A 26,917-nucleotide genomic window follows, 5' to 3' on the forward strand; every position below is an offset into this window, starting at 1 on the left:
CCAGAGTCAGCGAGAACAGCGGAAAAGTCCTGGTCAGCCTCCATGGAGTCGGACATAAGCCTCATATCGCCCCGGATTTGAGAATGTATTCAGACTCGAGGCGGCCGGGAACCGACCCCCGGGCACTCATCGGAGGTCTCGGGCGGCCTCCGTCGCGGTGCGGATCTGGTCCGCGAAACGATCCGAGGCGTCACGCAGCGCGACAATGTAGGGACCGTGACGAAGGACACCCCGGCTGACGTTCGGCACCACATGGCGCACGGCGGCCCCGAAGACCCCCGGAAGATCGGCCGGCGTGGCTCCCTGGGCGCCGATCCCGGGCGCGAGGAGAGGTCCGTTGATGTCGAGGTCGTACGACGACAGGTCACCCAGCGTGGCGCCGACGACCGCGCCGAAGGACCCCAGGGGCTCCTCCCCCGCGTTCTCGGCGGCCAGGTGCGCCAGCATGGTCGCGCCGACGTTCCGCCCGTCGCCGCGCACCGCGTGCTGCACCTCGCCGCCCTCCGGGTTGGAGGTGAGCGCCAGTACGAAGAGCCCGGCGCCGTTCTCGCGGGCCAGGTCCACGGCGGGCTTCAGGGAGCCGTAGCCCAGGTACGGCGAGACCGTCAGCGCGTCCGAGAACAGGGGCGCGTCCTGGTGCAGGAAGGTCTCGGCGTACGCGGCCATGGTGGAGCCGATGTCTCCGCGCTTGGCGTCCATGACGACCAGCGCCCCGGCCGCCCGCGCCTCCTGGACCGACTTCTCCAGCACGGCCACGCCGCGCGAGCCGAAGCGCTCGAAGAACGCGCTCTGCGGCTTGAGGACGGCCACCCGGTCCGCGAGTGCCTCGACGACCGTGCGGCTGAAGCGCTCCAGTCCGGCGATGTCGTCGTCCAGGCCCCAGTCGGCGAGCAGGGAGGCGTGCGGGTCGATGCCGACGCACAGCGGCCCCCGCTCATCCATGGCACGGCGCAGGCGCGCGCCGAAGGGCTCGGTCATACCGTCTTCCTCACGTCGGCGCCGACCGCGTCGGCGAGGGTGGCGTACGGGCTCGTACGGAGGCGGGCGGCGAGGCCCTTGTGGATGGCGCGCGACCAAAAGGGGCCCTCGTAGACGAAGGCGCTGTAACCCTGGACCAGCGTGGCGCCCGCCAGGATGCGCTGCCAGGCGTCCTCGGCGTTCTCGACGCCACCGACGCCGACCAGGGTGATCCGGTCGCCCACGCGCGCGTAGAGGCGGCGCAGGACCGCCAGGGAGCGGGCCTTGACGGGGGCGCCGGAGAGCCCGCCCGTCTCCTTCACCAGGGTGGGTTCGGATGCCAGACCGAGTCCCTCGCGCGCGATGGTGGTGTTGGTGGCGATGATGCCGTCCAGGCCGAGTTCCACGGCGAGGTCGGCGACGGCGTCGATGTCCTCGTCGGCGAGGTCCGGCGCGATCTTCACCAGCAGCGGGACCCGGCGGGTGCGGACCGTGCGGTCGGCGGCCTCGCGGACGGCCGTGAGCAGGGGGCGCAGCGCCTCGGTGGCCTGGAGGTTGCGCAGGCCGGGTGTGTTGGGCGAGGAGACGTTGACGACCAGGTAGTCGGCGTACGGCGCGAGGCGCTCGGTGGACGTCACGTAGTCCCCGGCGGCCTCGTCCTCCGGGACGACCTTGGTCTTGCCGATGTTGACGCCCACGACCGTCCTGAAGACGGGCGTACGGGAGGCCAGACGGGCGGCTACGGCGAGGGAGCCCTCGTTGTTGAAGCCCATGCGGTTGATCAGGGCGCGGTCCGCGACCAGGCGGAACAGCCGCTTCCTGGGGTTGCCGGGCTGGGCCTCGCCGGTGACCGTGCCGATCTCGACGTGGTCGAAGCCGAGCATCGACATCCCGTCGATCGCGACGGCGTTCTTGTCGAAGCCGGCGGCCAGCCCGAACGGGCCGTGCATCCGCAGACCGAACGCCTCGGTGCGCAGTTCCTTGTAGCGGGGCGCGAGCGCGGCGGCCACGAAGGTGCGCAGCACGGGGACGCGGACGGCGAGACGGATCCAGCGGAAGGCCAGGTAGTGGGCCTTCTCGGGATCCATCCGGGTGAAGACGAGCCGGAAGAAGAGCTTGTACATGTTCATGTCCTCGAAGGAGCGCCTCATGGAGAGGTCTCGCGAAGAGGGGGACACCGTTTCCGGTGTCCCCCTCAGGGCTGCTAGTCGCGGGCCGCGATCAGGTGTTCGGCGTGTTCCTGCAGCGAGCGCACGCCCACGTCGCCGTGGTTGAGCGCGTCGATGCCCTGGACGGCCGCCGCGAGCGCCTGGACCGTCGTCAGGCACGGCACGGAGCGGGCCACGGCCGCCGTACGGATGTCGTAGCCGTCGAGGCGGCCGCCGGTGCCGTACGGGGTGTTGACGATGAGGTCGACCTCGCCGTCGTGGATGAGCTGGACGATCGTCTTCTCGCCGTTCGGGCCGGTGCCCTCGGACTGCTTGCGGACGACGGTGGCGTTGATGCCGTTGCGCCGGAGCACCTCGGCCGTGCCGGAGGTGGCGAGCAGCTCGAAGCCGTGGGCGACCAGCTCGCGCGCCGGGAAGATCATCGAACGCTTGTCGCGGTTGGCGACCGAGATGAACGCGCGCCCCTTGGTCGGCAGCGGCCCGTACGCGCCGGCCTGCGACTTGGCGTACGCCGTGCCGAAGACCGAGTCGATGCCCATGACCTCGCCGGTGGAGCGCATCTCCGGGCCGAGGATGGTGTCGACGCCGCGCCCGTGGATGTCGCGGAAGCGCGACCAGGGCATCACGGCCTCCTTGACGGAGATCGGCGCGTCCAGCGGCAGCTCGCCGCCGTCGCCGACCGCCGGGAGCAGCCCCTCCGTCCGCAGTTCGGCGATGGTCGCGCCGAGCGAGATCCGCGCGGCGGCCTTGGCAAGCGGCACCGCGGTCGCCTTCGAGGTGAAGGGGACGGTGCGGGAGGCGCGCGGGTTGGCTTCGAGGACGTAGAGGATGTCCCCGGCCATCGCGAACTGGATGTTGATCAGACCGCGCACCCCGACGCCCTTGGCGATGGCCTCGGTGGAGGCGCGCAGCCGCTTGATGTCGAAGCCTCCGAGGGTGATCGGGGGCAGGGCGCACGCCGAGTCGCCGGAGTGGATGCCGGCCTCCTCGATGTGCTCCATGACGCCGCCGAGGTACAGCTCGTGGCCGTCGTACAGGGCGTCGACGTCGATCTCGATGGCGTCGTCGAGGAAGCGGTCGACGAGGACCGGCCGGGAGGGGCTGATCTCGGTCGACTCGGCGATGTACGACTCCAGTCGCGTCTCGTCGTACACGATCTCCATGCCGCGGCCGCCGAGCACGTACGACGGGCGGACCAGGACCGGGTAGCCGATCTCGTCGGCGATGGCCTTGGCGCCGGCGAAGGTGGTCGCGGTGCCGTGCTTGGGCGCGGGGAGCCCGGCCTCGGCGAGGACCTGGCCGAAGGCGCCGCGGTCCTCGGCGGCGTGGATGGCCTCCGGAGGGGTGCCGACGACCGGGACGCCGTTGTCCTTGAGCGCCTGCGACAGGCCCAGCGGGGTCTGGCCGCCGAGCTGGACGACGACGCCCGCGATCGGGCCGGCCAGCGACTCGGCGTGGACGATCTCCAGCACGTCTTCGAGGGTCAGCGGCTCGAAGTACAGGCGGTCGGAGGTGTCGTAGTCCGTGGAGACGGTCTCGGGGTTGCAGTTGACCATCACGGTCTCGTAGCCGGCGTCGCTGAGCGCGAAGGAGGCGTGGACGCAGGAGTAGTCGAACTCGATGCCCTGGCCGATGCGGTTGGGGCCGGAGCCCAGGATGATCACGGCCGGCTTCTCGCGGGAGGCCACCTCGGTCTCCTCGTCGTACGAGGAGTAGAAGTACGGCGTCTTCGCCGCGAACTCGGCGGCGCAGGTGTCGACCGTCTTGTACACCGGGCGTACGCCCAGCGCGTGCCGGACCTCGCGCACGACGTCCTCGCGCAGTCCGCGGATCTCGGCGATCTGCTGGTCGGAGAAGCCGTGCCGCTTGGCCTCGGCGAGCAGCTCGGGGTCGAGCTTGTCGGCGGCGGCCAGCTCGTCGGCGATCTCCTTGATCAGGAACAGCTGGTCGACGAACCACGGGTCGATCTTGGTGAACTCGAAGACCTCCTCGGGCGTGGCGCCCGCGCGGATGGCCTGCATGACCGTGTTGATGCGCCCGTCGGTCGGCCGGACCGACTCCTCCAGGAGCAGCGCCTTGTCGCCGGGCTCGCCGACGAACGTGAACTGGCTTCCCTTCTTCTCCAGCGAGCGCAGCGCCTTCTGCAGCGCCTCGGTGAAGTTGCGGCCGATCGCCATGGCCTCGCCGACCGACTTCATGGTCGTGGTCAGGGAGGAGTCTGCGGAGGGGAACTTCTCGAAGGCGAAGCGCGGGGCCTTGACGACCACGTAGTCGAGCGTCGGTTCGAAGGAGGCCGGGGTCTGCTCGGTGATGTCGTTGGGGATCTCGTCGAGCGTGTAGCCGACGGCCAGCTTCGCGGCGATCTTGGCGATCGGGAAGCCGGTCGCCTTGGAGGCCAGCGCCGAGGACCGCGACACGCGCGGGTTCATCTCGATGACGATGACCCGGCCGTCGTCGGGGTTGACCGCGAACTGGATGTTGCAGCCACCGGTGTCGACGCCGACCTCGCGGATGATCGCGATGCCGACGTCCCGCAGCACCTGGTACTCGCGGTCGGTGAGGGTCATCGCCGGCGCGACCGTGATCGAGTCGCCGGTGTGCACGCCCATGGGGTCGAAGTTCTCGATGGAGCAGACGACCACGACGTTGTCGTTCTTGTCGCGCATCAGCTCCAGCTCGTACTCCTTCCAGCCGAGGATGGACTCCTCCAGGAGCACCTCGGTGGTCGGCGAGAGGGTGAGGCCCTGCCCGGCGATGCGGCGCAGCTCCTCCTCGTCGTGCGCGAAGCCGGAGCCGGCGCCGCCCATGGTGAAGGAGGGGCGGACGACGACGGGGTAGCCGCCGAGCGTCTCGACGCCGGCGAGGACGTCCTCCATGGAGTGGCAGATCACGGACCGGGCGGACTCGCCGTGGCCGATCTTGGCGCGGACGGCCTCGACGACGTCCTTGAAGAGGTCGCGGTCCTCGCCCTTGTTGATGGCCTCGACGTTGGCGCCGATCAGTTCGACGCCGTACTTCTCCAGCGTCCCGGCCTCGTGCAGCGAGATGGCCGTGTTGAGGGCCGTCTGACCGCCGAGGGTGGGCAGGAGCACGTCGGGGCGCTCCTTGGCGATGATCTTCTCGACGAACTCGGGGGTGATCGGCTCGACGTAGGTGGCGTCGGCGATCTCCGGGTCGGTCATGATCGTCGCCGGGTTGGAGTTGACGAGGATCACGCGCAGGCCCTCGGCGCGCAGGACGCGGCACGCCTGGGTGCCGGAGTAGTCGAACTCGGCGGCCTGGCCGATGACGATCGGGCCGGAGCCGATGACCAGGACGGACTGGATATCGGTGCGCTTAGGCACGCTGGCCCTCCATCAGGGATACGAAGCGGTCGAACAGGTAGGCGGCGTCGTGCGGGCCCGCTGCCGCTTCGGGGTGGTACTGGACGCTGAAGGCGGGGCGGTCGAGGAGCTGGAGCCCCTCCACCACGTTGTCGTTGAGGCAGACATGGGAGACCTCGGCGCGGCCGTAGGGGGTCTCGGAGACCTGGTCAAGCGGAGCGTCGACGGCGAAGCCGTGGTTGTGCGCGGTGACCTCGACCTTGCCGGTCGTACGGTCCTGCACCGGCTGGTTGATGCCCCGGTGGCCGTACTTCAGCTTGTAGGTGCCGAAGCCGAGCGCGCGGCCGAGGATCTGGTTGCCGAAGCAGATGCCGAAGAGCGGGGTGGAGCGCTCCAGGACCGCCCGCATGACGGAGACCGGGTGGTCGGCGGTGGCCGGGTCGCCGGGGCCGTTGGAGAAGAACACGCCGTCGGGGTTCACGGCATAGACGTCCTCGGCGGTCGCCGTGGCGGGCAGCACGTGCACCTCGATGCCGCGCTCGGCCATGCGGTGCGGGGTCATGCCCTTGATGCCGAGGTCGACGGCGGCGACGGTGAACTTCTTGGTGCCGATCGCGGGGACGACGTACGTCTCCTTGGTGGCGACCTCGGCGGAGAGGTTCGCGCCCTTCATCTCGGGGGCCTCGCGGACCTCGGTGAGCATGACGCCCTCGTCGGGCAGCGCGTTGCCGGAGAAGATGCCGACGCGCATGGCGCCGCGCTCACGGAGGTGGCGGGTGAGGGCGCGGGTGTCGATGCCGGAGATCCCGACGACGCCCTGGGCGCGCAGTTCGTCGTCCAGGGAGCGCCGGGAGCGCCAGTTGGAGGACACGCGCGCGGGGTCGCGGACGACGTAGCCGGAGACCCAGATCCTCTTGGACTCGGGGTCCTCGTCGTTGACGCCGGTGTTGCCGACGTGCGGGGCGGTCATGACGACGACCTGGCGGTGGTACGACGGGTCGGTGAGCGTCTCCTGGTAGCCGGTCATCCCGGTGGAGAACACGGCCTCGCCGAAGGTCACCCCCACGGCCCCGTAGGCACGGCCGCGGAAGATCCGGCCGTCCTCCAGGACGAGTACGGCGGGAACCCTGGTGGCTCCCCGGGTGGAGGTCGTCATCGTGCGCCTTCCGTTTCCGTCTTGTTGATCATCTGGTTCAGGGTCTCGACCCACTCGTTGTGCTCGGCCGCGCGGTCGGAGCGGAACCCGGAGTCGAGCGGCTTGCCGCCGTGCTCCCAGGTGACGACCAGCAGTCCGCCCTCGGTGAGCACCTTGCCGGCGATGCCCTTGTCGAGCCGGGCCTCGCGCAGGGCCTCGGCCGGGACGAAGAAGTCACTCGCTCCGGGGCGTACGACGTCCAGGCCCGCGTCCGTCAGCGTCAGCTCGACCCGGCTGCGGGTGCCCAGGCCGTGCGCCACGATCCGGTCGAGCCAGTGCCCGGCGGTGGTGGAGCCGTGGTAGCGGCCGTTCATGCTCAGTCTCACCTCACCGGGCTCGTCCGGCATTCCAGGCAGCGGCGGCTTGCCGCCTCCGTTGAGGGTGGTGGTGGGCGACGGGCGGGTGGGCAGCTCGGGCAGATCGCCCTGGAGCGTGCCCCGCCACTTCCAGCCCTCGCGCATCAGCCAGTAGACGAGCGCGACGAAGAGAGCGAGTCCGACGACCCAGCCGATGCGCGCGGCCCAGTCGGTGACCTCGGCCGATTCCTTCTCGGCGGCCAGCAGAATTACAGGTGTCACGTGAGCTTCCCGTCGACGAGCGTGGCCTTGCCCCGCAGCCACGTGTGCGTGACACGGCCCGGCAGCTCGCGGCCCTCGTAGGGGGTGTTGCGGCTGCGCGAGGCGAAGCCCGCGGGATCCACCGACCCACGGTATGCCGTGTCGACGAGGGTGAGGTTGGCGGGCTCACCTGCCGAGACGGGACGTCCGTGACCGGACGCCTGTCCGATCTTCGCGGGCTTGACGGACATGCGGTCCGCGACGCCCGCCCAGTCGAGCAGACCGGTGGTGACCATCGTCTCCTGGACCACGGACAGCGCGGTCTCCAGGCCGACCATGCCCATGGCGGCGGCGGCCCACTCGCAGTCCTTGTCCTCGTGCGGGTGCGGGGCGTGGTCGGTGGCGACGATGTCGATGGTGCCGTCGGCGAGCGCCTCGCGCAGGGCCAGCACGTCGCGCTCGGTGCGCAGCGGCGGGTTGACCTTGTAGACCGGGTTGTAGCTGCGCACCAGCTCGTCGGTGAGGAGGAGGTGGTGCGGGGTGACCTCGGCGGTGACGTCGATGCCCCGGGACTTGGCCCAGCGGACGATCTCCACCGACCCGGCGGTCGAGAGGTGGCAGATGTGGACGCGGGAGCCGACGTGCTCGGCGAGCAGGACATCCCGGGCGATGATCGATTCTTCGGCCACCGCCGGCCAGCCCCCGAGGCCCAGCTCGGCGGAGACGATGCCCTCGTTCATCTGGGCGCCCTCGGTGAGGCGCGGCTCCTGCGCGTGCTGGGCGACGACCCCGCCGAAGGCCTTCACGTACTCCAGGGCCCGGCGCATGATCACCGCGTCGTCGACGCACTTGCCGTCGTCCGAGAAGACGGTGACCCCGGCGGCCGACTCGTGCATGGCGCCCAGCTCGGCGAGCTTCCTGCCCTCCAGGCCGACGGTGACGGCGCCGATGGGCTGGACGTCGCAGTAGCCGTGCTCCTGTCCGAGCCGGTAGACCTGCTCGACCACACCGGCGGTGTCGGCGACGGGGAAGGTGTTGGCCATGGCGAAGACGGCCGTGTAGCCGCCGGAGGCCGCCGCGCGCGTGCCGGTGAGCACGGTCTCGGAGTCCTCGCGGCCGGGTTCGCGCAGATGGGTGTGGAGATCGACGAGGCCCGGCAGCAGCACCTTGCCCTCGGCCTCGACGACCACCGCGCCCTCGTCGGACAGCCCGGCGCCCACCTCGGCGATGATCTCGCCGTCGATCAGCACGTCCTGCGGCTCGCCGCCCAGCACCTTCGCACCACGGATCAGGATCTTGCTCATGGACTTACTTCTCCTCGGTGGTGCGGGTGTGGGTGACGGCGGGCTCGTTGCCGCCCAGCAGGAGGTACAGCACGGCCATCCGGATGGAGACGCCGTTGGCTACCTGCTCGACGACGGTGCAGCGGTCGGAGTCGGCGACCTCGGCGGTGATCTCCATGCCGCGGACCATCGGGCCGGGGTGCATCACGATGGCGTGCTCGGGCATCCGCGCCATCCGGTCTCCGTCGAGGCCGTAGCGCCGTGAGTACTCGCGCTCGGTGGGGAAGAACGCGGCGTTCATCCGCTCCCGCTGCACGCGCAGCATCATCACCGCGTCGGACTTGGCGAGCGTGCTGTCGAGGTCGTAGCTCACCTCGCAGGGCCAGGTCTCGACGCCGACCGGGACCAGGGTGGGCGGGGCGACGAGGGTGACCTCGGCGCCGAGGGTGTGCAGCAGGTCGACGTTGGAGCGGGCGACCCGGCTGTGCAGGACGTCGCCGACGAGCGTGATCCGCTTGCCGGACAGGTCCTGCCCGAGCCCGGCGTCCCGGCCGACGAGGCGGCGGCGCATGGTGAAGGCGTCCAGCAGGGCCTGGGTGGGGTGCTGGTGGGTGCCGTCGCCCGCGTTGATCACGGCGGCGTCGATCCAGCCGGAGGTCGCCAGCCGGTACGGGGCCCCCGAGGCGCCGTGCCGGATGACGACGGCGTCCACGCCCATGGCCTCCAGCGTCTGGGCGGTGTCCTTCAGGGACTCGCCCTTCGAGACGCTCGATCCCTTGGCGGTGAAGTTGATGACGTCCGCCGAGAGGCGCTTCTCGGCGGCCTCGAAGGAGATCCGGGTGCGGGTGGAGTCCTCGAAGAAGAGGTTGACGACGGTGCGGCCGCGCAGGGTCGGCAGTTTCTTGATCGGCCGGTCGGCGACCCGGGCCATCTCCTCGGCGGTGTCGAGGATCAGGACGGCGTCGTCACGGGTGAGGTCGGCGGCCGAGATGAGATGACGCTGCATCTTTCAGGCTCCGTAAGGCAGTTCGGGAGATTACGGGCAGTCAGGGGCATCACGAGGAGACGTACGGCGCGAGGCCGCACGCGCGCGTGCTACTGCTGGGCGGTCCGCTTCGCACCGAGCAGGACGGTGTCCCGACCGTCCTCCTCGGCGAGCTGGACCTTGACCGTCTCCCGCAGCGACGTGGGGAGGTTCTTGCCGACGTAGTCGGCGCGGATGGGCAGTTCGCGGTGGCCCCGGTCGACGAGGACCGCGAGCTGCACCGCGCGCGGCCGGCCGATGTCGTTCAGCGCGTCGAGCGCCGCGCGGATCGTCCGGCCGGAGAAGAGCACGTCGTCGACGAGGACGACCAGTCGGCCGTCGATGCCGTCACCGGGGATCTCGGTGCGGGCCAGCGCACGCGGCGGGTGCATGCGCAGGTCGTCGCGGTACATGGTGATGTCGAGCGAGCCGACCGGGATCTTGCGGTCGGTGATCTCCGCGAGCTTGGCGGCGAGCCGCTGGGCGAGGAAGACGCCCCGGGTCGGAATGCCGAGGAGCACCACGTCGTCGGCGCCCTTGGCGCGCTCGACGATCTCGTGGGCGATCCGCGTCAGTACGCGCGCGATGTCGGGGCCTTCGAGAACGGGCCGCGCATCGGACGACTGCGGTTCCTGGGGCAGGTTCTGCCCCGAGGGCAGCGGGTTCTGCGGGTCTTGCGTGTCCATACGAAACGGACCTCCTTCTCCGCCTCACGGGACGGACCTTAAAGGACGTCGGATTTGCGCCGTCAACGTTAGCAGGCCCCGGCAACGCCCCTGATCACCCCCCTGGCCCAAGGGAACGCGGTTACCACGGAAGAGTCGGTCCGGACCATTCGGCTTGACGGGGCAGAGTCACGCTGCGTAACCTCACAGTGAGTCACCAGCCTTCGTCCGGGGAGCTATATGTCCAGCGAATACGCCAAACAGCTCGGGGCCAAGCTCCGGGCCATCCGCACCCAGCAGGGCCTTTCCCTCCACGGTGTCGAGGAGAAGTCCCAGGGACGCTGGAAGGCGGTCGTGGTCGGTTCGTACGAGCGCGGCGACCGCGCCGTCACCGTGCAGCGCCTCGCGGAGCTGGCGGACTTCTACGGGGTCCCTGTGCAGGAGCTGCTTCCTGGGACGACCCCCGGCGGCGCCGCGGAGCCGCCGCCGAAGCTCGTCCTCGACCTTGAGCGCCTGGCCCATGTGCCGGCGGAGAAGGCGGGCCCGCTGCAGCGTTACGCGGCGACGATCCAGTCCCAGCGCGGTGACTACAACGGCAAGGTGCTCTCGATCCGCCAGGACGACCTGCGCACACTCGCCGTCATCTACGACCAGTCCCCCTCGGTCCTCACCGAGCAGCTGATCAGCTGGGGCGTCCTGGACGCGGATGCGCGTCGCGCGGTCTCCCACGAGGACAGCTGACACGGCCGACGCTCCGGGCAGCACCCAGCAGAAACGTGCCGCCGGTGTGCTCCGAACCGATTGGTTCGGAGCACACCGGCGGTTTTCTGCTCTTTGGGGGCTCCCCCGCGGTCGTACCTGCGCGGCTGTCGCCTCTACGCGTCGTCCCTGCGCAGCGAGGGCTTCAGGTCCTTCAGACGCCCCAGCAGGCCGTTCACGAACGACGGCGAGTCGTCCGTGGAGAACTCCTTCGCCAGCTGCACCATCTCGTCCAGCACCACCGCGTCGGGAGTCGCGTCGACCCAGATCAGTTCGTACGCCCCGAGGCGCAGGATGTTCCGGTCCACGACCGGCATCCGGTCGAGCGTCCAGCCCACCGAGTACTGCGCGATCAGCTCGTCGATCCGCTTCGCGTACTCCGCATAGCCCTCGACGAGCTGCATCGTGTACTCGCTGACCGGCGGCTGCCGGGTGTCGCTGTGGGCGTGCCGGATCCAGTCCGCGAGGACGGTCAGGACGTCGACCCCGCGCTGGTCGCCCTCGAAGAGGATCTGGAAGGCGCGCTTACGGGCCGTGTTACGGGCAGCCACGGTTAGCTGTTCACCCGGCCGAGGTAGTCGCTGGTACGGGTGTCGACCTTGATCTTCTCGCCGGTGGTGATGAAGAGCGGCACCTGGATCTGGTGGCCGGTCTCCAGGGTGGCGGGCTTGGTGCCACCGGTGGAGCGGTCGCCCTGGACGCCCGGCTCGGTCTCCTGGATCACGAGCTCGACGGCGGCCGGCAGCTCCACGAAGAGCACCTCGCCCTCGTGCTGCGCGACGGTGGCGGTGAAGCCCTCGATCAGGAAGTTGGCGGCGTCGCCGACGGCCTTGCGGTCGACCATGAGCTGGTCGTAGGTCTCCATGTCCATGAAGACGAAGTACTCGCCGTCCATGTAGGAGAACTGCATGTCGCGCTTGTCGACAGTGGCCGTCTCGACCTTGACGCCGGCGTTGAACGTCTTGTCGACGACCTTGCCGGAGAGCACGTTCTTGAGCTTGGTGCGCACGAAGGCCGGGCCCTTGCCGGGCTTGACGTGCTGGAACTCGACGACGGACCAGAGCTGGCCCCCGTCGAGCTTGAGCACCAGGCCGTTCTTGAGGTCGTTCGTGGAAGCCACGGTTGCGGAATCTCCTGGACTGACGTGGACGACCCCGGGCCACGCGCCCAGCCGATGAGCTAGAGCGCGAGCAGCTCCTTGGTCGTGATGGTGAGTAGCTCGGGTCCGCCGTCCGCCTCGGGGCGTACGACGAGCGTGTCATCGATCCGGACACCGCCCCGGCCCGGGAGGTGGACCCCCGGTTCGACGGTGACCGGCACGCAAGCGTCCAGTTTACCCATGGCCGCGGGGGCCAACTGCGGGTCCTCGTCGATTTCGAGTCCGACCCCGTGCCCCATCAGTACCGGGAGGCCTTCTCCGTACCCCGAGGAGTCCAGCACCTGGCGGGCCGCGCGGTCCACGGCACGGTAGGCCGCGCCGGGCGCCAGTGCCTCCCGTCCGGCCCGCTGGGCTGCGAAGACCAGGTCGTACAGCTCGATCTGCCAGTCGGCGGGCGAGGTCCCGATCACGAACGTCCGGCCGATCTCACAGCGGTAGCCGCGATACGTCGCGCCGAGGCAGACGGAGAGGAAGTCGCCCTCCTCGACCCTGCGGTCGGTGGGAATGTGACCGGGACGACCGGAGTTCGGCCCGGCGGCGACGGAGGTCGCGAAGGCCGGGCCGTCGGCGCCGTGGTCGACGAGGCGGCGCTCCAGCTCCAGGGCCAGATGGCGTTCGGTGCGGCCGACGAGGATCGATTCGAGGAGTTCGCCCAGTGCCTGGTCGGCGATCTCCGCGCCGATCCGCAGACAGGAGATCTCCTCCTCGTCCTTGATCACTCTGAGCTGCTCGACCGCGCCGCCGAGATCGGCCAGCCGCAGCCGGGGCGCGACCGAGCGGATCGCCCGGTGCCGGCCCACGGTGAGGTGGTGTTCCTCCACGGCGAGCGACTCGGCGCCGAAGGCCGTGGCGAGGTCGGCGGCGGCGACCGCCGGGTCGCCGCCGGGACTCGGCAGCACGTGGACGCGTACGGCGTCGTCGGGGCGGCCCTCACCGATCTCGCCGCTCGGCGGGGCACCGCAGACGAGGATGTCCTCGCTGCGGCCCAGCAGCAGCACGGCCCCCTTGGGCGCCGCGCCCGCCAGGTACCGGACGTTGGCGGGGTGGGTCACCAGGGCGGTGGCGCTGCCGCCGGAGTGACAGCGTTCTCTCAGCCGAGCGCGGCGGGCCGCGTACACCTCTGACATGTGCCGAGCGTATGAGCTTCGCTGGTGGGGCGCCGGTCGAGTGCGGCCGAGTGGGGGGCGCTCCGCGGGGAACGGGGGGCGTACTTGAGGCCGTGTTCCGAGTACGCGCCGGTGGGGGTTGTTCGCGCGGTTCCCCGCGCCCCTGAAAGGTCGGCTCAGGCCGTCGAGGCCACCAGTGCCGTCCGCTCCCGTCCGACTACCACTTCGGGGGGCTGGCGATCGATCGTGCCAGGACCTCGTCCAGGACCCTCGCCGTGGCCGGGACATCCAGCTGGGAGTTGTCGATGATCGGCAGTCCCGAGCCGTACCAGCCCGCCATCCGGCCGTGGATGCGGGCGACCTCTTCGTCGGTCAGGCGACGGTTGCCCGAGCGCTCGGCGTTGCGTTCGAGGACAATCTCCAGGCCCGGGAGGAGGACGACGGGCAGCAGGCCGGGGCCGACGTGCCGCTTCCAGCCGCCGAGGCCGACGACCGGGCGGTCGGGGAACACGGCGTCGTCGAGGATGCAGGAGATGCCGTTGGCCAGGAAGTTCCGGGCAGAGAAGCCGCAGGTGCGGCGGGCGAGACGATACTGCGCCTCGGAGTTGTCGTTCCAGCCGGACTGCGGGTCAGCGAAGCCCGAGCGCACCCACTCCCGTACGTCGTCCAGGCTGATGTGCGCGGTGGGCACCCGGCGGTGGTCCGCCCAGTACTTGGCGACGCTGGTCTTGCCCGCCCCGGCGGGGCCGATGAGCAGCACCGCGAGGGTGGTGGTCGTGACGTCGGGCGCGCCGGTGGCGGGCGGCGGCATGGTGACGGGGCCGCCCGGCGGCAGTTGCACGTGTCCGGTGGTGTCGCGCGGGACACCCGGCTGCTGCGGGGCCGAGGTGGGCGGATGCCCGGGGCTGCCGGCGAAGCCCGGCGCGGGCGGAGGCGCCGGGACGGGCGGTCCGGCCGGAGTGGGCGGGGCCATGGGAGCGGGCGGGGGCGGCGGCACCGGGCCGGGGTGCGAGCCCGGGGGTGGCGGGTGGCCGGCGCCCGGGTGTCCCGGAGGGTTCGCGCCCGGCGCTCCCGGGTGAGGTGGCGCCGGGTGTCCCTGCTGGTTCGCGGGTGGCGACCAGGGGGCCGCCGGGTCCTGCCCCGGCCGATGGGGCGGCGGCAGCGGAGCTCCCACTGCGTGCTGCATCCGGTGCCACTCCGTCTCGTACAGTCACATCGACACTGGCGGGCGGGGCCTTTCGACCCCGCCCTTACCGAACGGTACCGTCCCCGGCCACCGTTTGGTGAACGGCCGGGGGCAGCCCGAAGTGCCCAAGTGGCCATGGACACAAGGCGAATCGGGCAAGTCATGCCCGAGCGGGCGTTACTGGCCCACTTCGCCGTAGGCGGCGAGGAGGATCGCCGGGTCGGGCCCTTCGAGGACGGTGGGCTTGGCCAGTCCGTCCAGGACGATGAAGCGGAGCAGATCGCCCCGGGACTTCTTGTCGACCTTCATCGTCTCCAGCAGCCGGGGCCACTGGTCGTAACGGTAGGTCAGCGGCAGCCCGACCGCTTCGAGGACCGTGCGGTGGCGGTCGGCGGTCGCGTCGTCCAACCGGCCCGCGAGACGGCCCAGTTCGGCCGCGAAGTGCATCCCCACCGACACCGCCGCGCCGTGCCGCCACTGGTAGCGCTCGTTCTTCTCGATCGCGTGCGCCAGTGTGTGCCCGTAGTTGAGGATCTCCCGGCGCCCCGACTCCTTCAGATCGCCGGAGACGACCTCCGCCTTGACCCGGATCGACCGCTCGATCAGCTCCGAGGTGTGCGGCCCGGCCGGTGTACGGGCGGCCTGCGGGTCGGCCTCGATCAGGTCGAGGATCACCGGGTCGGCGATGAAGCCGGCCTTGATGATCTCGGCGAGGCCGGAGACGTAGTCGTTGACGGGCAGTGAGTCCAGCGCGGCCAGGTCGCACAGGACACCGGCCGGCGGGTGGAAGGAGCCGACCAGGTTCTTGCCCTCGGCGGTGTTGATCCCGGTCTTGCCGCCCACGGCCGCGTCCACCATGGCGAGGACGGTGGTGGGGATGGCGATCCAGCGGACCCCGCGCAGCCAGGTGGCCGCCACGAACCCGGCGAGGTCCGTGGTGGCACCGCCACCGACGCCCACGATCACATCGGTGCGGGTGAACCCGGACTGCCCCAGCGCCTTCCAGCAGTACGCGGCGACCTCGGCGGTCTTGGCCTCCTCCGCGTTCGGCACCTGGATGGCGACCGCCTCGAAGCCCTGCTCCGCCAGATCGGCGCGCAGGGCCTCACCGGTGTCGGCCAGCGCCTCCGGGTGGACCACCGCGACCCGCTTGGCCCGGTTGCCGATCAACCCGCCCAGTTCGCCGAGGAGTTGACGCCCCACCAGGACCTCGTACGGCTCGGTGCCCGCCGTACCGCCGACCTGGATACGGGTCACTGTCTCGCTCATGCTTCCTTCAACTCCAGTGCGTCCAGGGCCGCTCGGGTGACTTCCTCGGGTGTACGGCCGTCGGTGGCGACGACGGCCGTGGCGACCTCCTCGTAGAGGGCGCGCCGGGCCTCCATCAACTCCCGCCACTGTTTACGGGGGTTGACCGCCAACAGCGGGCGGGCGGCGTTGAGGCCGGTGCGCTTGACCGCCTCCTCGACGTCCATGGAGAGGTAGACGACCCGCTGCCCGGCCAGCAGGGCACGGGTGTCGGCGTCGAGGATCGCGCCGCCGCCGAGGGCGAGGACGCCGTCGTGGCCGGCGAGTGCGGTCTGCACGGCCCGCTTCTCGATGGCACGGAAGGCGGGCTCGCCCTCGTCGACGAAGATCTCCGCGATCGTGCGGCCCTGCTCGGCCACGATGTCGTCGTCGGTGTCGCGGTAGACGACGCCGAGACGCTCGGCGAGCAGCTGTCCGACGGTGGACTTGCCGACGCCCATGGGGCCGACGAGGACGACCAGAGGAACCGGGCTCACCGGATCGCGAGGTGGTCGAGGTAGGAGCGGACGTTGCGGGCCGTCTCGACGACGTTGTCGCCGCCGAACTTCTCCGCGACCGCGTCCGCGAGGACGAGGGCGACCATGGCCTCGGCGACGATGCCCGCGGCCGGGACCGCCGAGACGTCGGAGCGCTGGTGGTGGGCCTGCGTGGCCTCGCCCGTGGTCACGTCGACGGTCTGCAGGGCGCGCGGGACGGTGGCGATCGGCTTCATCGCCGCCCGTACGCGCAGCAGCTCGCCCGTGGTCAGACCGCCCTCGGTGCCGCCGGAGCGGCCCGAGACGCGCCGAATGCCCTCGGGGGTGTTCACGATCTCGTCGTGCGCCTTCGAACCCGGGACACGGGCGAGTTCGAAGCCGTCGCCGATCTCGACCCCCTTGATCGCCTGGATGCCCATCAGCGCACCCGCCAGGCGGGCGTCCAGCTTCCGGTCCCAGTGCACGTGCGAGCCGAGGCCCACGGGCACGCCGTACGCCAGGATCTCGACCACGCCACCGAGGGTGTCGCCGTCCTTGTGGGCCTGGTCGACCTCGGCGACCATCGCCTTCGACGCGTCCGCGTCGAGGCAGCGCAGCGGGTCCTCGTCCAGCTTCTCCACGTCGGCCGGGGTCGGGTAGACGCCCTGCGGGGCCTTCACCGAGCACAGCTCGACGACATGGCTGACGATCTCGATCCCGGCCGTCTCCTTCAGGTACGACCGGGCCACCGCGCCGAGGGCCACACGGGCAGCGGTCTCCCGCGCCGAGGCGCGCTCCAGGACCGGCCGGGCCTCGTCGAAGCCGTACTTCTGCATACCGGCCAGATCCGCGTGCCCGGGGCGGGGGCGGGTGAGCGGGGCGTTGCGGGCGAGCCCGGCCAGGATCTCGGGGTCGACCGGGTCGGCCGCCATGACCTGCTCCCACTTCGGCCACTCGGTGTTCCCGACCATGATCGCCACCGGCGAACCCATGGTCAGACCGTGCCGCACACCGCCGAGGAAGGTGACCTCGTCGCGCTCGAACTTCATCCGGGCACCGCGTCCATAGCCCAGGCGCCGCCGGGCCAGGTGGTCCGCCACCATCTCCGTGGTGATCGGCACGCCGGCGGGAAGGCCCTCCAGCGTCGCGACAAGTGCGGGACCGTGGGACTCCCCCGCGGTCAGCCAGCGCAACCTGCTCAACGGTGCTCCTCAGTGCTCGCGCCCGGTACTGCGTCCTGCCTGCGTGTACGCGCGTCCTCGCGTACGGCGACGGATACCGGGTGCGCGGCCCCGGCCCGCCGTCTCCGATCCTCCCACGTCCGGGGCGTGACCCGGTCATGGGTCCAGCAGACGGACGGGTGGGCTCCGGGGCCGGGCAGGGGCTCCGGGCACCGGGCGGCGTCACGCCGTCTTCGCCGCCGCGCTCCTGATCATCCCGCGGACACGGACGTACGTGCCGCGGCGGCGCACCCTGACGCTCAGCCCCGCTCGGCCAGCGCCCGCTCCCCCGCCGTCCGCATCGCCGCCACCGGGGCCGTCTTGCACCCGGTCATCTGCTCGACCTGAAGCACCGCCTGGTGGACCAGCAGATCGAGCCCGCTGACCACGGCACCGCCGTACGCGGACCAGCGCGCCGCCAGCTCCGTGGGCCAGGGGTGGTACAGCACGTCGAACAGCGTCGTCGGCCGCTCGGGCACCGTCCCGGAGAGCGCGTCCGTCGCCCCGGCCGGCGTCGTGGCGATGACCAGCGGAGCGTTCAGCGCCCGCTCTGCCTCGGCCCAGTCCGCCGTACGCACCTCGACGTCCAGCCGCTCGCCCCACTGCCGCATCTCGGCGGCACGGGCCTCGCTGCGTACGTACGCCACGACCTCGCCGGTGCAGATCCGGGCGAGCGCGGCCAGCGCGGACGACGCTGTGGCGCCGGCGCCGAGAATCGCGGCCGACTCCACCTGCTCGATGCCCCGCTCCCGCAGGGCGGCGACCATCCCGGGGATGTCGGTGTTGTCGCCGACCCGCCGCCCGTCCTCGGTGAACACCAGCGTGTTGACCGCCTCGACCGAGGTCGCCGTCTCGCTGATCTCGTCCAGCAGCGGAATGACCGCCCGCTTGAGCGGCATCGTCAGCGACAGCCCCGCCCACTCCGGCCCCAGTTCCTCGACGAACCCGGGCAACGCCTCCTCGTCGACCTCGAAGCGGTCGTACGACCAGTCGGCGAGCCCGAGTTCGGCGTACGCGGCGCGGTGCAGCACCGGGGAGAGCGAGTGGGCGATCGGCGAACCGAGCACGGCGGCGCGGCGGTTGGTGGTGGTGCGGCTCATCTATCCGTTCTGCGCTTCCTGGTACTTCTGGCGGTTCCGGTTGTGCTCCGCGTTGGTGACCGCGAAGAGCGTCTCGTCCTTGCTGATCGACACGAAGTAGTACCAGTCACCCTTGGCGGGCTTGAGAGCTCCCTCGATCGCCTCGCCACCGGGGTTACCGATCGGTCCGGGCGGCAATCCGTACACCTTGTATGTGTTGTACGGGTCATTGATCTGACGCAGCGAGTCGACCGATCCGGTGGCCAACTTGGATTCACCACGCAGGTAATTGACCGTCGAGTCGAAGTCGAGCAGGCCGGCCGTCTCCGCATTGTTGGGCTCAAGCCGGTTGTAGACGACCCGCGCGATCTTCCTGTAGTCCTTCTTGTTGTTCCCCTCGGCCTGCACGAGGCTCGCGACAGTGAGCACCTGAAGCGGATTCTCCAGCTTCAGCCCCTTGGCCTTGCCCTCAAGGTCGAATTCCTTGTACTTGACCTTGGCGAGGTCGATCATTTCCTTCAGGACGGCTTCGGGCTTCATCCCCTTGGCGACCGGATAGGTCGACGGGTAGAGGAATCCTTCCAGCGGGTCCTTGATGTCGTCGTTGTCGTTCGCCCAGTCGGGGAGGCCGAGGGAATTCCACTTCTTCTCGGCGATGTCCTCGGTCGTGCCCTTCTTGAGCCCGAGTTCCTTGTCGATCTTTGCGTAGACCGCGTTGTTCCGCTCGCCCTCGATGACAGTGAAATTGTTCTGGCTCTTCGGGTCGAGCATCAGGGCGATAGCGCTTTCAGCGGACATCTCCTTCTTAAGGAGATAGACACCCGCCTGAATTTTCTTATCCGGGTTCTTCGCCAGTGCGGCGGTGAAGGCATCCACGCTCTTCACAACCCCGGCCGCCTTCAGTTTCTGCCCGATCACCGAGCCGAATTCACCCTTGGCAACCGTGATCGAGGCAGTCTCGTCCGTGCCGTTACCCGAGTAATCAGGAGCCTCGCCGAAGCGGCTCTGGAAGAACTGGTACCCGAAATAGCTGACCCCGGCGAATCCACCGCCGAACACCATCACGACCACCAGGCAGGCACACCCGCTGCGGCGCTTCTTGCCGCCCTTGCCCGGCTTCTTGGACTTTCCGCCGCGGCCTTTGCGATCACCTCGGCCGGTACGCCCCTCCGACTCGTCCTCGTCATCGTCGTCATCCGCGCCGCCGGCGAAGAACGCGTGTTCGCCCTGGTCGGGCCCGGGGTCCCAGTCGGTGCGCTCGGCGGTCGGCGGCTTCTCCGCCTCGGGCTCCGGGGCGGGTGTGGCCGCGGGCGTGGTCTCCGCGCGGCGGCGCGAGGGCGGCTCCGGCGGTGGGTACGCGTCGGGCGTGCCGTAGAAGTCCTGCTGGCCGGCGCCGTAGGCCATCGCCTGCTGCTGACCGTAGGGGTCGGCCGGGTCCGGGACGTAAGCACCCTGCGCGTGCTGGTGTGTTCCGTTGTTCCAGCCGCCGTTGGCCTGGTCGTACTGCTGCTGGCCGTGACCCGTGTACTGCTGCTGATGCTGGTTCTGGCCGGGGTACTGCTGCCCGGGGTCGCCGTACTCCTGCTGGTACTGCTGCTGGGCGTAGGCGTCCTGATGGCCCTGGTGCCCCTGGTGACCGTTGTTCCAGCCGCCGTTGCCGTTGCCGTCGGTGTACTGCTGCTGGTACTGCTGCTGCTCCGGGTAGTGCTGGTGCGGCTGGCCGCCGTAGCCGGACTGCGGGCCCCCCTGGGCCTGCTGTCCGTCCCATCCGCCGTCCCCGTACAACGGGTCGTCCGGATGCCACGGTTCGGAGCCTGGGCCCCGGCCATACTCAGTCATCGATCCCCTAGAGCCGCGAGGCGGCGGTCACGCGGGGCCTGTGGCTCGGCTTTCGTCCCCGCCTCTTTTTGTGCGGTGGCTGTTCGAAGGCCACCACATCGCGCGGAACGTTACCGTATCGCGATCAGATGACCACTTCGACGCCCTCGCCCGGAGCTTTACCTGACACCCGTTCGGATTCCAGCGCCTGTTGCAGGATGATCACGGCTGCCGCCTGGTCAATGACCGACCTGCCCTTTTTGGATTTCACACCTGAGGCACGCAGTCCTTGACTCGCCGTCACCGTGGTCATCCTCTCGTCGAGAAGTCTGACCGGAACGGGCGCGATCATGCGCGCCAACTCCTGGGCGAACCCCCGCACCTTGACCGCGGCCGGGCCCTCTCCTCCCTTGAGGGAGCGCGGGAGTCCGATGATTACCTCGATAGGTACGTACTCGTCGATCAATTGTCTCAATCGACGCTGAGCTGCGGGGACATCGCGCCCCGGTACGGTCTCGACGGGGGTGGCGAGGATCCCGTCGGGGTCGCAGGAGGCGACCCCGATCCGGGCGTCGCCGACATCGAGCGCGAGCCGACGGCCGCGGCGCATGACCGGGCCGCCGTCTTCGCTGCTGTGATCGTTCGTACTCACTTGGCCGTCTCGGCGACCAGGCGTTCGACCGCATCCACGGCCTCGCCGATGGCGGCCGGGTTCTGGCCACCGCCCTGGGCGACGTCCGGCTTGCCGCCACCGCCGCCGCCGAGGGTCTTGGCGGCCGTACGGACCAGGTCACCGGCCTTGAGACCACGCTCGCGGGCGGCCTCGTTGGTGGCGATGACCGTCAGCGGCTTGCCGTTCACGGCGGTGAACAGGGCGACCACGGCGGCCCGTCCGCCCTGGATGCGTCCGCGCACGTCGAGCACCAGCTTGCGCAGGTCGTCGGCGGTGGTGCCGTCCGGGACCTGGCCGGTCACCAGGGCGACTCCGGAGACGTCCTTGGCGGACTCGGCGAGCCCGGCGGCGGCCTGCAGCACCTTCTCGGCGCGGAACTTCTCGATCTCCTTCTCGGCGTCCTTCAGCTTGCCGAGCATGGCGGAGACCTTCTCCGGAAGCTCCTCCGGACGGCCCTTGATCAGCTCCTGGAGCTGGGCGACGACCGTGTGCTCACGGGCCAGGAAGTTGTAGGCGTCCACGCCGACCAGGGCCTCGATACGGCGCACACCGGAGCCGATGGAGGACTCACCGAGCAGCTTGACCAGGCCGAGCTGCGAGGTGTTGTGGACGTGTGTACCGCCGCACAGCTCCTTGGAGAAGTCGCCGATGGTGACGACACGGACGCGCTCGCCGTACTTCTCGCCGAACTCGGCGATGGCACCCTGCTTCTTGGCCTCGTCGATGCTCAGGATCTCCGCGTGGACGTCCAGGTCGCGGGAGAGCACCTCGTTGATCTTCTGCTCGACGTCGGTCATCACGGCCGTCGGCACGGCGGACGGGGAGCCGAAGTCGAAGCGGAAGCGGCCGGGCTGGTTCTCGGAACCGGCCTGGGCGGCCGTCGGGCCGAGGGCGTCGCGCAGGGCCTGGTGGGTGAGGTGGGTGGCCGAGTGGGCGCGGGCGATGGCCGTACGGCGGCGGCCGTCGATCGAGGCCTGGGCCTTGGCGCCGACGGTCACCTCGCCGACCTGGACGACGCCCTTGTGGACGTAGACGCCCGGGACGGGCTTCTGGCAGTCGCGGATCTCGATGACGGCACCGGAGTCGACCTTGATCCGGCCGGTGTCGCCGATCTGGCCGCCGCCCTCGGCGTAGAACGGGGTGCGGTCGAGGACGATCTCGACCTCGTCGCCCTCGGTGGCGGCGGGCGAGGCGAGGCCGTCGACGAGGATGCCGACGACCGTGGACTCGCCCTCGGTGCTGTCGTACCCGAAGAACTCGGTCTCACCGGCGGTGTCGGCGATCTCGCGGTAGGCGCCCAGGTCGGCGTGGCCGGTCTTCTTGGCCCTGGCGTCGGCCTTGGCGCGGTCCCGCTGCTCCTTCATCAGGCGCCGGAAGCCGTCCTCGTCCACGGAAAGGCCCTGTTCGGCGGCCATTTCGAGAGTGAGGTCGATCGGGAAGCCCCAGGTGTCGTGGAGCAGGAAGGCCTTGTCGCCGGAGAGGACCCGGCCGCCGGCGGCCTTGGTCTCGGTGACGGCGGTGTCGAGGATGTTGGTGCCGCCCTTGAGGGCCTTGAGGAAGGCGGCCTCCTCGGCGAGGGCCACGGTCTCGATGCGCTTGCGGTCGGTGATGAGCTCCGGGTACTGCTGGCCCATCGTCTTGATGACGACGTCGACGAGGTCGGCGACGACCGGTCCGGAGGCACCCATCAGGCGCATGTTGCGGATGGCGCGGCGCATGATGCGGCGCAGGACGTAGCCGCGCCCCTCGTTGCCGGGTGTGACGCCGTCGCCGATGAGCATGACGGAGGTGCGGATGTGGTCGGCGACCACGCGCATGGAGACGTCGGAGTCGTGCTTGTCGCCGTAGCGCACACCGGTCAGCTCGGTGGCCTTGTCCATGACGACGCGCAGGGTGTCGGTCTCGTACATGTTCTGTACGCCCTGCAGGATCATGGCGAGTCGTTCGAGGCCGAGACCGGTGTCGATGTTCTGCGACGGCAGGTCCCCGAGGATCGGGAAGTCCTCCTTGCCCTCGCCGGCCCCGCGCTCGTACTGCATGAAGACCAGGTTCCAGATCTCCACGTACCGCTCGTCGTTGACGGCCGGGCCGCCCTCGACGCCGAACTCGGGGCCGCGGTCGTAGTTGATCTCGGAGCAGGGTCCGCACGGTCCGGGGACGCCCATGGACCAGAAGTTGTCCTTCTTGCCCAGGCGCTGGATGCGCTCGGCCGGGACGCCGATCTTCTCGCGCCAGATCTGCTCGGCCTCGTCGTCGTCGAGGTAGACGGTGATCCAGAGCTTCTCGGGCTCAAGGCCGTAGCCACCGTCGGCGACGGGGTTGGTGAGCAGGTCCCAGGCGTACTTGATGGCTCCTTCCTTGAAGTAGTCCCCGAAGGAGAAGTTGCCGCACATCTGGAAGAAGGTGCCGTGCCGGGTGGTCTTGCCGACCTCTTCGATATCGGGCGTGCGCACGCACTTCTGCACGCTGGTGGCGCGCGGGGCGGGCGGCTTCGTCTCACCGAGGAAGTACGGCTTGAAGGGGACCATGCCGGCGTTGACCAGGAGCAGAGTCGGGTCGTCCGCGATGAGCGACGCCGAAGGGACAACGGTGTGACCGCGCTCCTCGAAGAAGCTCAACCAGCGGCGACGAATCTCGGCCGACTCCATCAGTGGTCCTCATTCCGGTTGTACGGGTAAGTCGAGGTCTCGATGTACCTCGTGGGTGTGCGGTTCTCGATGGCGGTGTACCGCCGGGGGGCGGGGAGTTCGGGGGTCTCCTGGATGCCGAGCGCGTCCGAGAGTTCCGCCTCGCGCTGCGCCATGTTGTCGCGGACGTCGAGTGCGAAGCCGACCGCGCGGTCCTTGAAGCGCGTCCCCGTCTCCAGTGCCTTGTTGGCCGCGGTCGCGGCGAGGCTCTCGGGGGTCAGCTGCTTCAGCTTGCGGTTGACCTTGGTGGTGGCCCAGACGCCGGCGGCGACGCCGGTGGTGAACCAGAAGGTGCGACGGAACATGGCTGGCTCTCAGTCCCTCTTTCCACGGGCGCCGCGCTTCTCCCGCCGGGAGAGGGTCCGGCCCACGATCACGGTGCTCCGGGGCTCCCTGGCGGGCGCTTCGTCCTTGCGGCCGAGGGCGCGGCGGACGCCGTACCCGAAGGCGGCGACCTTCACCAGGGGGCCGCCGAAGGTGGACGCGACGGTCGTGGAGAGCGCCGAGGCGTTCGACGTGACCTCCTGGACGTCGGTCGCGATGGCGTCGACCCGCTCGATCTGGGTCTGCGCGGAGCGGACGGCGGTGGACGCCTCGGCGAGGAGGGGGACGGCCTGGTCGGTCACGTCCGCCACGAGCTTGGTGGTCGCCTTGAGCGTCTGGGCCAGCCTCGCCAGCGCGACGGCGAGGAAGGAGACCAGGATCGCCCAGAAGACGGCCACCAGGATCCCGGCCACCTCGCCACCGGACACTGTGCGCACCCGCTCCCTGGAACTCGCCTGAACGTCGGAAAGTCGTGCCCCGAGCCTATCGCGCCGGGGCGATCGCTCAGTACCGCATTAATGCCGACCGGAACACCGGCCGCAGCAAGGCGAGAGCCCGCCGCCCCGCCCGCCGGAAGGGGCGGGGAGACGACGGGCTGACGCTCGGTGCGTGTGTTCTACGACCGGTGAAGACCCTGGGAAGGGATCAACGGGCGTAGTACTCGACGACGAGCTGCTCGTCGCAGATGACCGGAACTTCCTTGCGGTTCGGCTCGCGGTCCAGGCGGAACGCCAGGGCCTTGAGGTTCACCTGGAGGTAGCGCGGGGTCTCACCGTCGGCGGCGAAGCCACCCTCACGGGCGACCTCGAACAGCGGCTTCTGACGGCTGCGCTCACGGACCATGACGACGTCGTCCGGCTTGACGCGGAAGGACGGCTTGTCGACCTTGTGGCCGTTGACCTCGATGTGGCCGTGGACGACCATCTGGCGGGCCTGGTAGATCGTGCGGGCGATGCCCGAACGCAGGACCAGGGCGTCGAGACGACGCTCCAGCTCGATGATCAGGGCCTCACCGGTCTTGCCCTGGACCTTGGAGGCACGCTCGTAGGCGCGGACGAGCTGGCGCTCGGACACGTCGTACTGCGCGCGCAGACGCTGCTTCTCGAGCAGACGGACCTTGTAGTCCGAGTTCTGCTTGCGGCCGCGGCCGTGCTCGCCCGGCGGGTAGGGGCGGGCCTCGAAGTACTTGACGGCCTTCGGGGTCAGCGCGATGCCGAGGGCACGCGACTTCTTGACCTTGGGGCGGGACTGGTTCGCCACTTCTTTTCCTTTTCCTTTTCGGCTGCCTCAGGGTTACGGGAGGTCGCATCCGCAGCCGGGGAATCCCGTCAGGTCCACGAGGGACAGGTCGGGTAGCCGCTCCCCTGGTCTGGGCACATACGTGCAGCACACGAACGGCCCACCGACCGGTCCCGGGAATCCGAGTGGTGGTGGGCTGCCCGCGACACCTACGACGGTGCGCGACGCTCCTGGATCATGAAGATCCGGCTGGATGTCCCGCCTGAGGCGCCGACCGGGGCCGGACACGGGACGCAGCACTGTGGAGGAGTCTACAGGGGGTTCAGGACTGCTTCCGACCGAGGTTCTTCCTGGTCCACTCGACCGCGTCGGCGTACCGGGCCTCGGCGCCGTGTCTGGTCGGGGTGTAGTACTCCCGCCCGTCGATCGCGTCCGGCGCGTACTGCTGGGCGGCGATCCCCTCGGGCAGGTCGTGCGGGTACACATACCCCTGCGCGTGCCCCAGCTTGGCCGCGCCCTTGTAGTGGCCGTCCCGCAGATGCGCGGGCACGGGCCCGGCGAGGCCCTTGCGTACGTCCTCCATGGCGGCGCCGATGGCGGTCGTCGCGGCGTTGGACTTCGGGGCCAGGGCGAGGGCGATCGTGGCGTGGCTGAGGGTGAGCGCGGCCTCGGGGAAGCCGATCATGGCGACGGCCTGGGCGGCGGCGACGGCTATGGGCAGCGCGTTCGGGTCGGCGAGGCCGATGTCCTCGCTGGCGGAGATCATCAGCCGGCGGGCGATGAAGCGGGGGTCCTCGCCCGCCTCGATCATGCGGGCCAGATAGTGCAGGGCCGCGTCCACGTCCGAACCGCGGATGGACTTGATGAGGGCGCTGGCCACGTCGTAGTGCTGGTCGCCGTCGCGGTCGTACTTCACGGCGGCGCGGTCGACGGTCTCCTCCAGGGTGGTGAGGGAGATCTCCGGCTCGGCCTTGTCCAGGGCGGCCCCGGCGGCGGCCTCCAGGGCGGTCAGGGCGCGGCGGGCGTCGCCGCCGGCGATGCGCAGGAGGTGGTCCTCGGCCTCTTCGGGGAGGCCGACCGTGCCCTTCAGGCCGCGCTCGTCGGTGAGCGCCCGCTTCAGCAGACCCCGCAGGTCGTCGTCGGTGAGGGGCTCCAGGGTGAGCAGGAGCGAGCGGGACAGCAGCGGCGAGATCACCGAGAAGTACGGGTTCTCCGTGGTGGCCGCGATCAGGGTGACCCAGCGGTTCTCGACGGCCGGGAGGAGGGAGTCCTGCTGGGCCTTGCTGAAGCGGTGGATCTCGTCGAGGAAGAGGACGGTCTCCTTGCCGTACCCGCCGGTGGCGCGGCGGGCGCCCTCGATGACCGCGCGGACCTCCTTGACTCCGGCGGTGATCGCGGAGAGCTCCACGAACCGCTTGTTGGTGGCCTTGGAGACGACGTAGGCGAGGGTGGTCTTGCCGGTGCCGGGCGGGCCCCAGAGGATCACCGAGGAGGGGCCGGCCGGGCCGCCGCCGGACTCGCCCACCAGTCGGCGCAGCGGGGAGCCGGGCTTGAGCAGGTGCTGCTGGCCCACCACCTCGTCGAGGGTGCGCGGGCGCATACGGACGGCCAGGGGGCTGCTCGTCGGGTCCTTCTCCTGGCGTTCTTCGGCTGCGGCGGTGAACAGATCGGGCTCCACGCCTGAAACCCTAAATCACCGCACTGACAATCCTCTCCGGGCCGTCGGCCGCT

At 70.1% G+C, this 26,917-nt stretch carries 24 protein-coding genes; 1 reads left to right on the forward strand and 23 read right to left on the reverse strand.

All coding sequences use genetic code 11. The features are described from left to right. Nucleotides 1–126: 126 nt before the first annotated feature. The 8 genes from pyrF to pyrR all read right to left on the reverse strand — a co-directional run bounded on the left by pyrF (nt 127) and on the right by pyrR (nt 10,194). Complete coding sequence (gene pyrF / locus J8M51_RS12190) at nt 127–978, reverse strand: orotidine-5'-phosphate decarboxylase (RefSeq protein ID WP_086755615.1); 852 nt, start codon at nt 976–978, stop codon at nt 127–129. After that, the gene (locus tag J8M51_RS12195) at nt 975–2,081 is read right to left on the reverse strand and encodes a quinone-dependent dihydroorotate dehydrogenase (RefSeq protein WP_086755619.1); all 1,107 of its coding nucleotides are present in this window, start codon (nt 2,079–2,081) and stop codon (nt 975–977) included. The genes pyrF and J8M51_RS12195 overlap by 4 nt, the downstream gene beginning before the upstream one ends. 80 nt (nt 2,082–2,161) lie before the next feature. Then, on the reverse strand, nt 2,162–5,470 hold the full coding sequence (carB, locus tag J8M51_RS12200) for a carbamoyl-phosphate synthase large subunit (protein WP_086755614.1): 3,309 nt from the start codon (nt 5,468–5,470) through the stop codon (nt 2,162–2,164). Next, nucleotides 5,463–6,605, reverse strand: coding sequence for a glutamine-hydrolyzing carbamoyl-phosphate synthase small subunit (gene carA / locus J8M51_RS12205; RefSeq protein WP_086755613.1), 1,143 nt, complete (start codon nt 6,603–6,605; stop codon nt 5,463–5,465). The genes carB and carA overlap by 8 nt, the downstream gene beginning before the upstream one ends. Next, nucleotides 6,602–7,222, reverse strand: coding sequence for a PH-like domain-containing protein (locus J8M51_RS12210; protein ID WP_267299160.1), 621 nt, complete (start codon nt 7,220–7,222; stop codon nt 6,602–6,604). Before J8M51_RS12210 ends, carA begins: the two co-directional genes overlap by 4 nt. Further along, a complete protein-coding gene (locus J8M51_RS12215) occupies nt 7,219–8,505 on the reverse strand; it encodes a dihydroorotase (RefSeq protein WP_216587649.1) in 1,287 nt (428 codons plus the stop codon). Before J8M51_RS12215 ends, J8M51_RS12210 begins: the two co-directional genes overlap by 4 nt. A 4-nt stretch (nt 8,506–8,509) precedes the next feature. Continuing rightward, nucleotides 8,510–9,490, reverse strand: a complete 981-nt coding sequence (locus tag J8M51_RS12220) for an aspartate carbamoyltransferase catalytic subunit (protein ID WP_216587650.1) — start codon at nt 9,488–9,490, stop codon at nt 8,510–8,512. 89 nt (nt 9,491–9,579) lie between these two features. After that, the gene (gene pyrR, locus J8M51_RS12225; protein WP_086756122.1) at nt 9,580–10,194 is read right to left on the reverse strand and encodes a bifunctional pyr operon transcriptional regulator/uracil phosphoribosyltransferase PyrR; all 615 of its coding nucleotides are present in this window, start codon (nt 10,192–10,194) and stop codon (nt 9,580–9,582) included. 219 nt (nt 10,195–10,413) lie between these two features. On the opposite strand from pyrR, the gene bldD reads away from it, so the two are divergent. Further along, nucleotides 10,414–10,914, forward strand: a complete 501-nt coding sequence (gene bldD / locus J8M51_RS12230) for a transcriptional regulator BldD (protein ID WP_007380685.1) — start codon at nt 10,414–10,416, stop codon at nt 10,912–10,914. Nucleotides 10,915–11,048: 134 nt separating this feature from the next. Here bldD and nusB read toward each other — a convergent pair whose 3' ends face one another. The 15 genes from nusB to J8M51_RS12305 all read right to left on the reverse strand — a co-directional run bounded on the left by nusB (nt 11,049) and on the right by J8M51_RS12305 (nt 26,864). Next, nucleotides 11,049–11,483, reverse strand: coding sequence for a transcription antitermination factor NusB (gene nusB / locus J8M51_RS12235; protein WP_086756121.1), 435 nt, complete (start codon nt 11,481–11,483; stop codon nt 11,049–11,051). 2 nt (nt 11,484–11,485) lie between these two features. Continuing rightward, nucleotides 11,486–12,052, reverse strand: coding sequence for an elongation factor P (gene efp, locus J8M51_RS12240; RefSeq protein WP_005485474.1), 567 nt, complete (start codon nt 12,050–12,052; stop codon nt 11,486–11,488). Nucleotides 12,053–12,111: 59 nt separating this feature from the next. Beyond that, entirely contained in the window at nt 12,112–13,218 is a 1,107-nt protein-coding gene (locus tag J8M51_RS12245) for an aminopeptidase P family protein (RefSeq protein ID WP_086756119.1), read from the reverse strand. 196 nt (nt 13,219–13,414) lie between these two features. Continuing rightward, on the reverse strand, nt 13,415–14,383 hold the full coding sequence (locus tag J8M51_RS12250) for an ATP-binding protein (RefSeq protein WP_267299161.1): 969 nt from the start codon (nt 14,381–14,383) through the stop codon (nt 13,415–13,417). 177 nt (nt 14,384–14,560) lie between these two features. Next, a complete protein-coding gene (gene aroB / locus J8M51_RS12255) occupies nt 14,561–15,652 on the reverse strand; it encodes a 3-dehydroquinate synthase (protein WP_086762243.1) in 1,092 nt (363 codons plus the stop codon). Then, a complete protein-coding gene (locus J8M51_RS12260; RefSeq protein ID WP_179203424.1) occupies nt 15,649–16,131 on the reverse strand; it encodes a shikimate kinase in 483 nt (160 codons plus the stop codon). Before J8M51_RS12260 ends, aroB begins: the two co-directional genes overlap by 4 nt. Before the next feature lie 32 nt (nt 16,132–16,163). Further along, entirely contained in the window at nt 16,164–17,348 is a 1,185-nt protein-coding gene (gene aroC / locus J8M51_RS12265) for a chorismate synthase (RefSeq protein WP_086762239.1), read from the reverse strand. 278 nt (nt 17,349–17,626) lie between these two features. After that, complete coding sequence (locus J8M51_RS12270) at nt 17,627–18,466, reverse strand: shikimate dehydrogenase (protein ID WP_086762237.1); 840 nt, start codon at nt 18,464–18,466, stop codon at nt 17,627–17,629. Then, a complete protein-coding gene (mltG, locus tag J8M51_RS12275) occupies nt 18,467–20,284 on the reverse strand; it encodes an endolytic transglycosylase MltG (protein ID WP_086762235.1) in 1,818 nt (605 codons plus the stop codon). A 124-nt stretch (nt 20,285–20,408) separates the two neighbouring features. Continuing rightward, complete coding sequence (gene ruvX / locus J8M51_RS12280) at nt 20,409–20,873, reverse strand: Holliday junction resolvase RuvX (RefSeq protein ID WP_086762245.1); 465 nt, start codon at nt 20,871–20,873, stop codon at nt 20,409–20,411. 38 nt (nt 20,874–20,911) lie between these two features. Then, a complete protein-coding gene (alaS, locus tag J8M51_RS12285) occupies nt 20,912–23,584 on the reverse strand; it encodes an alanine--tRNA ligase (protein WP_086762232.1) in 2,673 nt (890 codons plus the stop codon). Continuing rightward, a complete protein-coding gene (locus J8M51_RS12290; protein WP_086762230.1) occupies nt 23,584–23,928 on the reverse strand; it encodes a hypothetical protein in 345 nt (114 codons plus the stop codon). The genes alaS and J8M51_RS12290 overlap by 1 nt, the downstream gene beginning before the upstream one ends. A gap of 9 nt (nt 23,929–23,937) precedes the next feature. Further along, complete coding sequence (locus J8M51_RS12295; protein ID WP_179203423.1) at nt 23,938–24,384, reverse strand: DUF948 domain-containing protein; 447 nt, start codon at nt 24,382–24,384, stop codon at nt 23,938–23,940. A gap of 208 nt (nt 24,385–24,592) precedes the next feature. Continuing rightward, complete coding sequence (gene rpsD / locus J8M51_RS12300; RefSeq protein ID WP_005485453.1) at nt 24,593–25,207, reverse strand: 30S ribosomal protein S4; 615 nt, start codon at nt 25,205–25,207, stop codon at nt 24,593–24,595. Nucleotides 25,208–25,508: 301 nt separating this feature from the next. Further along, nucleotides 25,509–26,864: a replication-associated recombination protein A gene (locus tag J8M51_RS12305; protein ID WP_086762226.1), complete on the reverse strand. Its 1,356-nt coding sequence runs from the start codon at nt 26,862–26,864 to the stop codon at nt 25,509–25,511. Between the last annotated feature and the right edge of the window lie 53 nt (nt 26,865–26,917).

This window comes from Streptomyces griseiscabiei (genome assembly GCF_020010925.1).
GTDB lineage: Bacteria > Actinomycetota > Actinomycetes > Streptomycetales > Streptomycetaceae > Streptomyces > Streptomyces griseiscabiei.

Excerpts from the sequence above, each read along its gene's own strand:
- pyrF (WP_086755615.1), bottom strand. The coding sequence starts at position 978 with ATGACCGAGCCCTTCGGCGCGCGCCTGCGCCGTGCCATGGATGAGCGG.
- J8M51_RS12195 (WP_086755619.1), bottom strand. The coding sequence starts at position 2,081 with ATGTACAAGCTCTTCTTCCGGCTCGTCTTCACCCGGATGGATCCCGAG.
- carA (WP_086755613.1), bottom strand. The coding sequence starts at position 6,605 with ATGACGACCTCCACCCGGGGAGCCACCAGGGTTCCCGCCGTACTCGTC.
- J8M51_RS12215 (WP_216587649.1), bottom strand. The coding sequence starts at position 8,505 with ATGAGCAAGATCCTGATCCGTGGTGCGAAGGTGCTGGGCGGCGAGCCG.
- J8M51_RS12220 (WP_216587650.1), bottom strand. The coding sequence starts at position 9,490 with ATGCAGCGTCATCTCATCTCGGCCGCCGACCTCACCCGTGACGACGCC.
- pyrR (WP_086756122.1), bottom strand. The coding sequence starts at position 10,194 with ATGGACACGCAAGACCCGCAGAACCCGCTGCCCTCGGGGCAGAACCTG.
- bldD (WP_007380685.1), top strand. The coding sequence starts at position 10,414 with ATGTCCAGCGAATACGCCAAACAGCTCGGGGCCAAGCTCCGGGCCATC.
- J8M51_RS12245 (WP_086756119.1), bottom strand. The coding sequence starts at position 13,218 with ATGTCAGAGGTGTACGCGGCCCGCCGCGCTCGGCTGAGAGAACGCTGT.
- J8M51_RS12250 (WP_267299161.1), bottom strand. The coding sequence starts at position 14,383 with ATGCAGCACGCAGTGGGAGCTCCGCTGCCGCCGCCCCATCGGCCGGGG.
- aroB (WP_086762243.1), bottom strand. The coding sequence starts at position 15,652 with ATGAGCGAGACAGTGACCCGTATCCAGGTCGGCGGTACGGCGGGCACC.
- J8M51_RS12260 (WP_179203424.1), bottom strand. The coding sequence starts at position 16,131 with ATGGGCGTCGGCAAGTCCACCGTCGGACAGCTGCTCGCCGAGCGTCTC.
- J8M51_RS12270 (WP_086762237.1), bottom strand. The coding sequence starts at position 18,466 with ATGAGCCGCACCACCACCAACCGCCGCGCCGCCGTGCTCGGTTCGCCG.
- mltG (WP_086762235.1), bottom strand. The coding sequence starts at position 20,284 with ATGACTGAGTATGGCCGGGGCCCAGGCTCCGAACCGTGGCATCCGGAC.
- ruvX (WP_086762245.1), bottom strand. The coding sequence starts at position 20,873 with ATGCGCCGCGGCCGTCGGCTCGCGCTCGATGTCGGCGACGCCCGGATC.
- alaS (WP_086762232.1), bottom strand. The coding sequence starts at position 23,584 with ATGGAGTCGGCCGAGATTCGTCGCCGCTGGTTGAGCTTCTTCGAGGAG.
- J8M51_RS12290 (WP_086762230.1), bottom strand. The coding sequence starts at position 23,928 with ATGTTCCGTCGCACCTTCTGGTTCACCACCGGCGTCGCCGCCGGCGTC.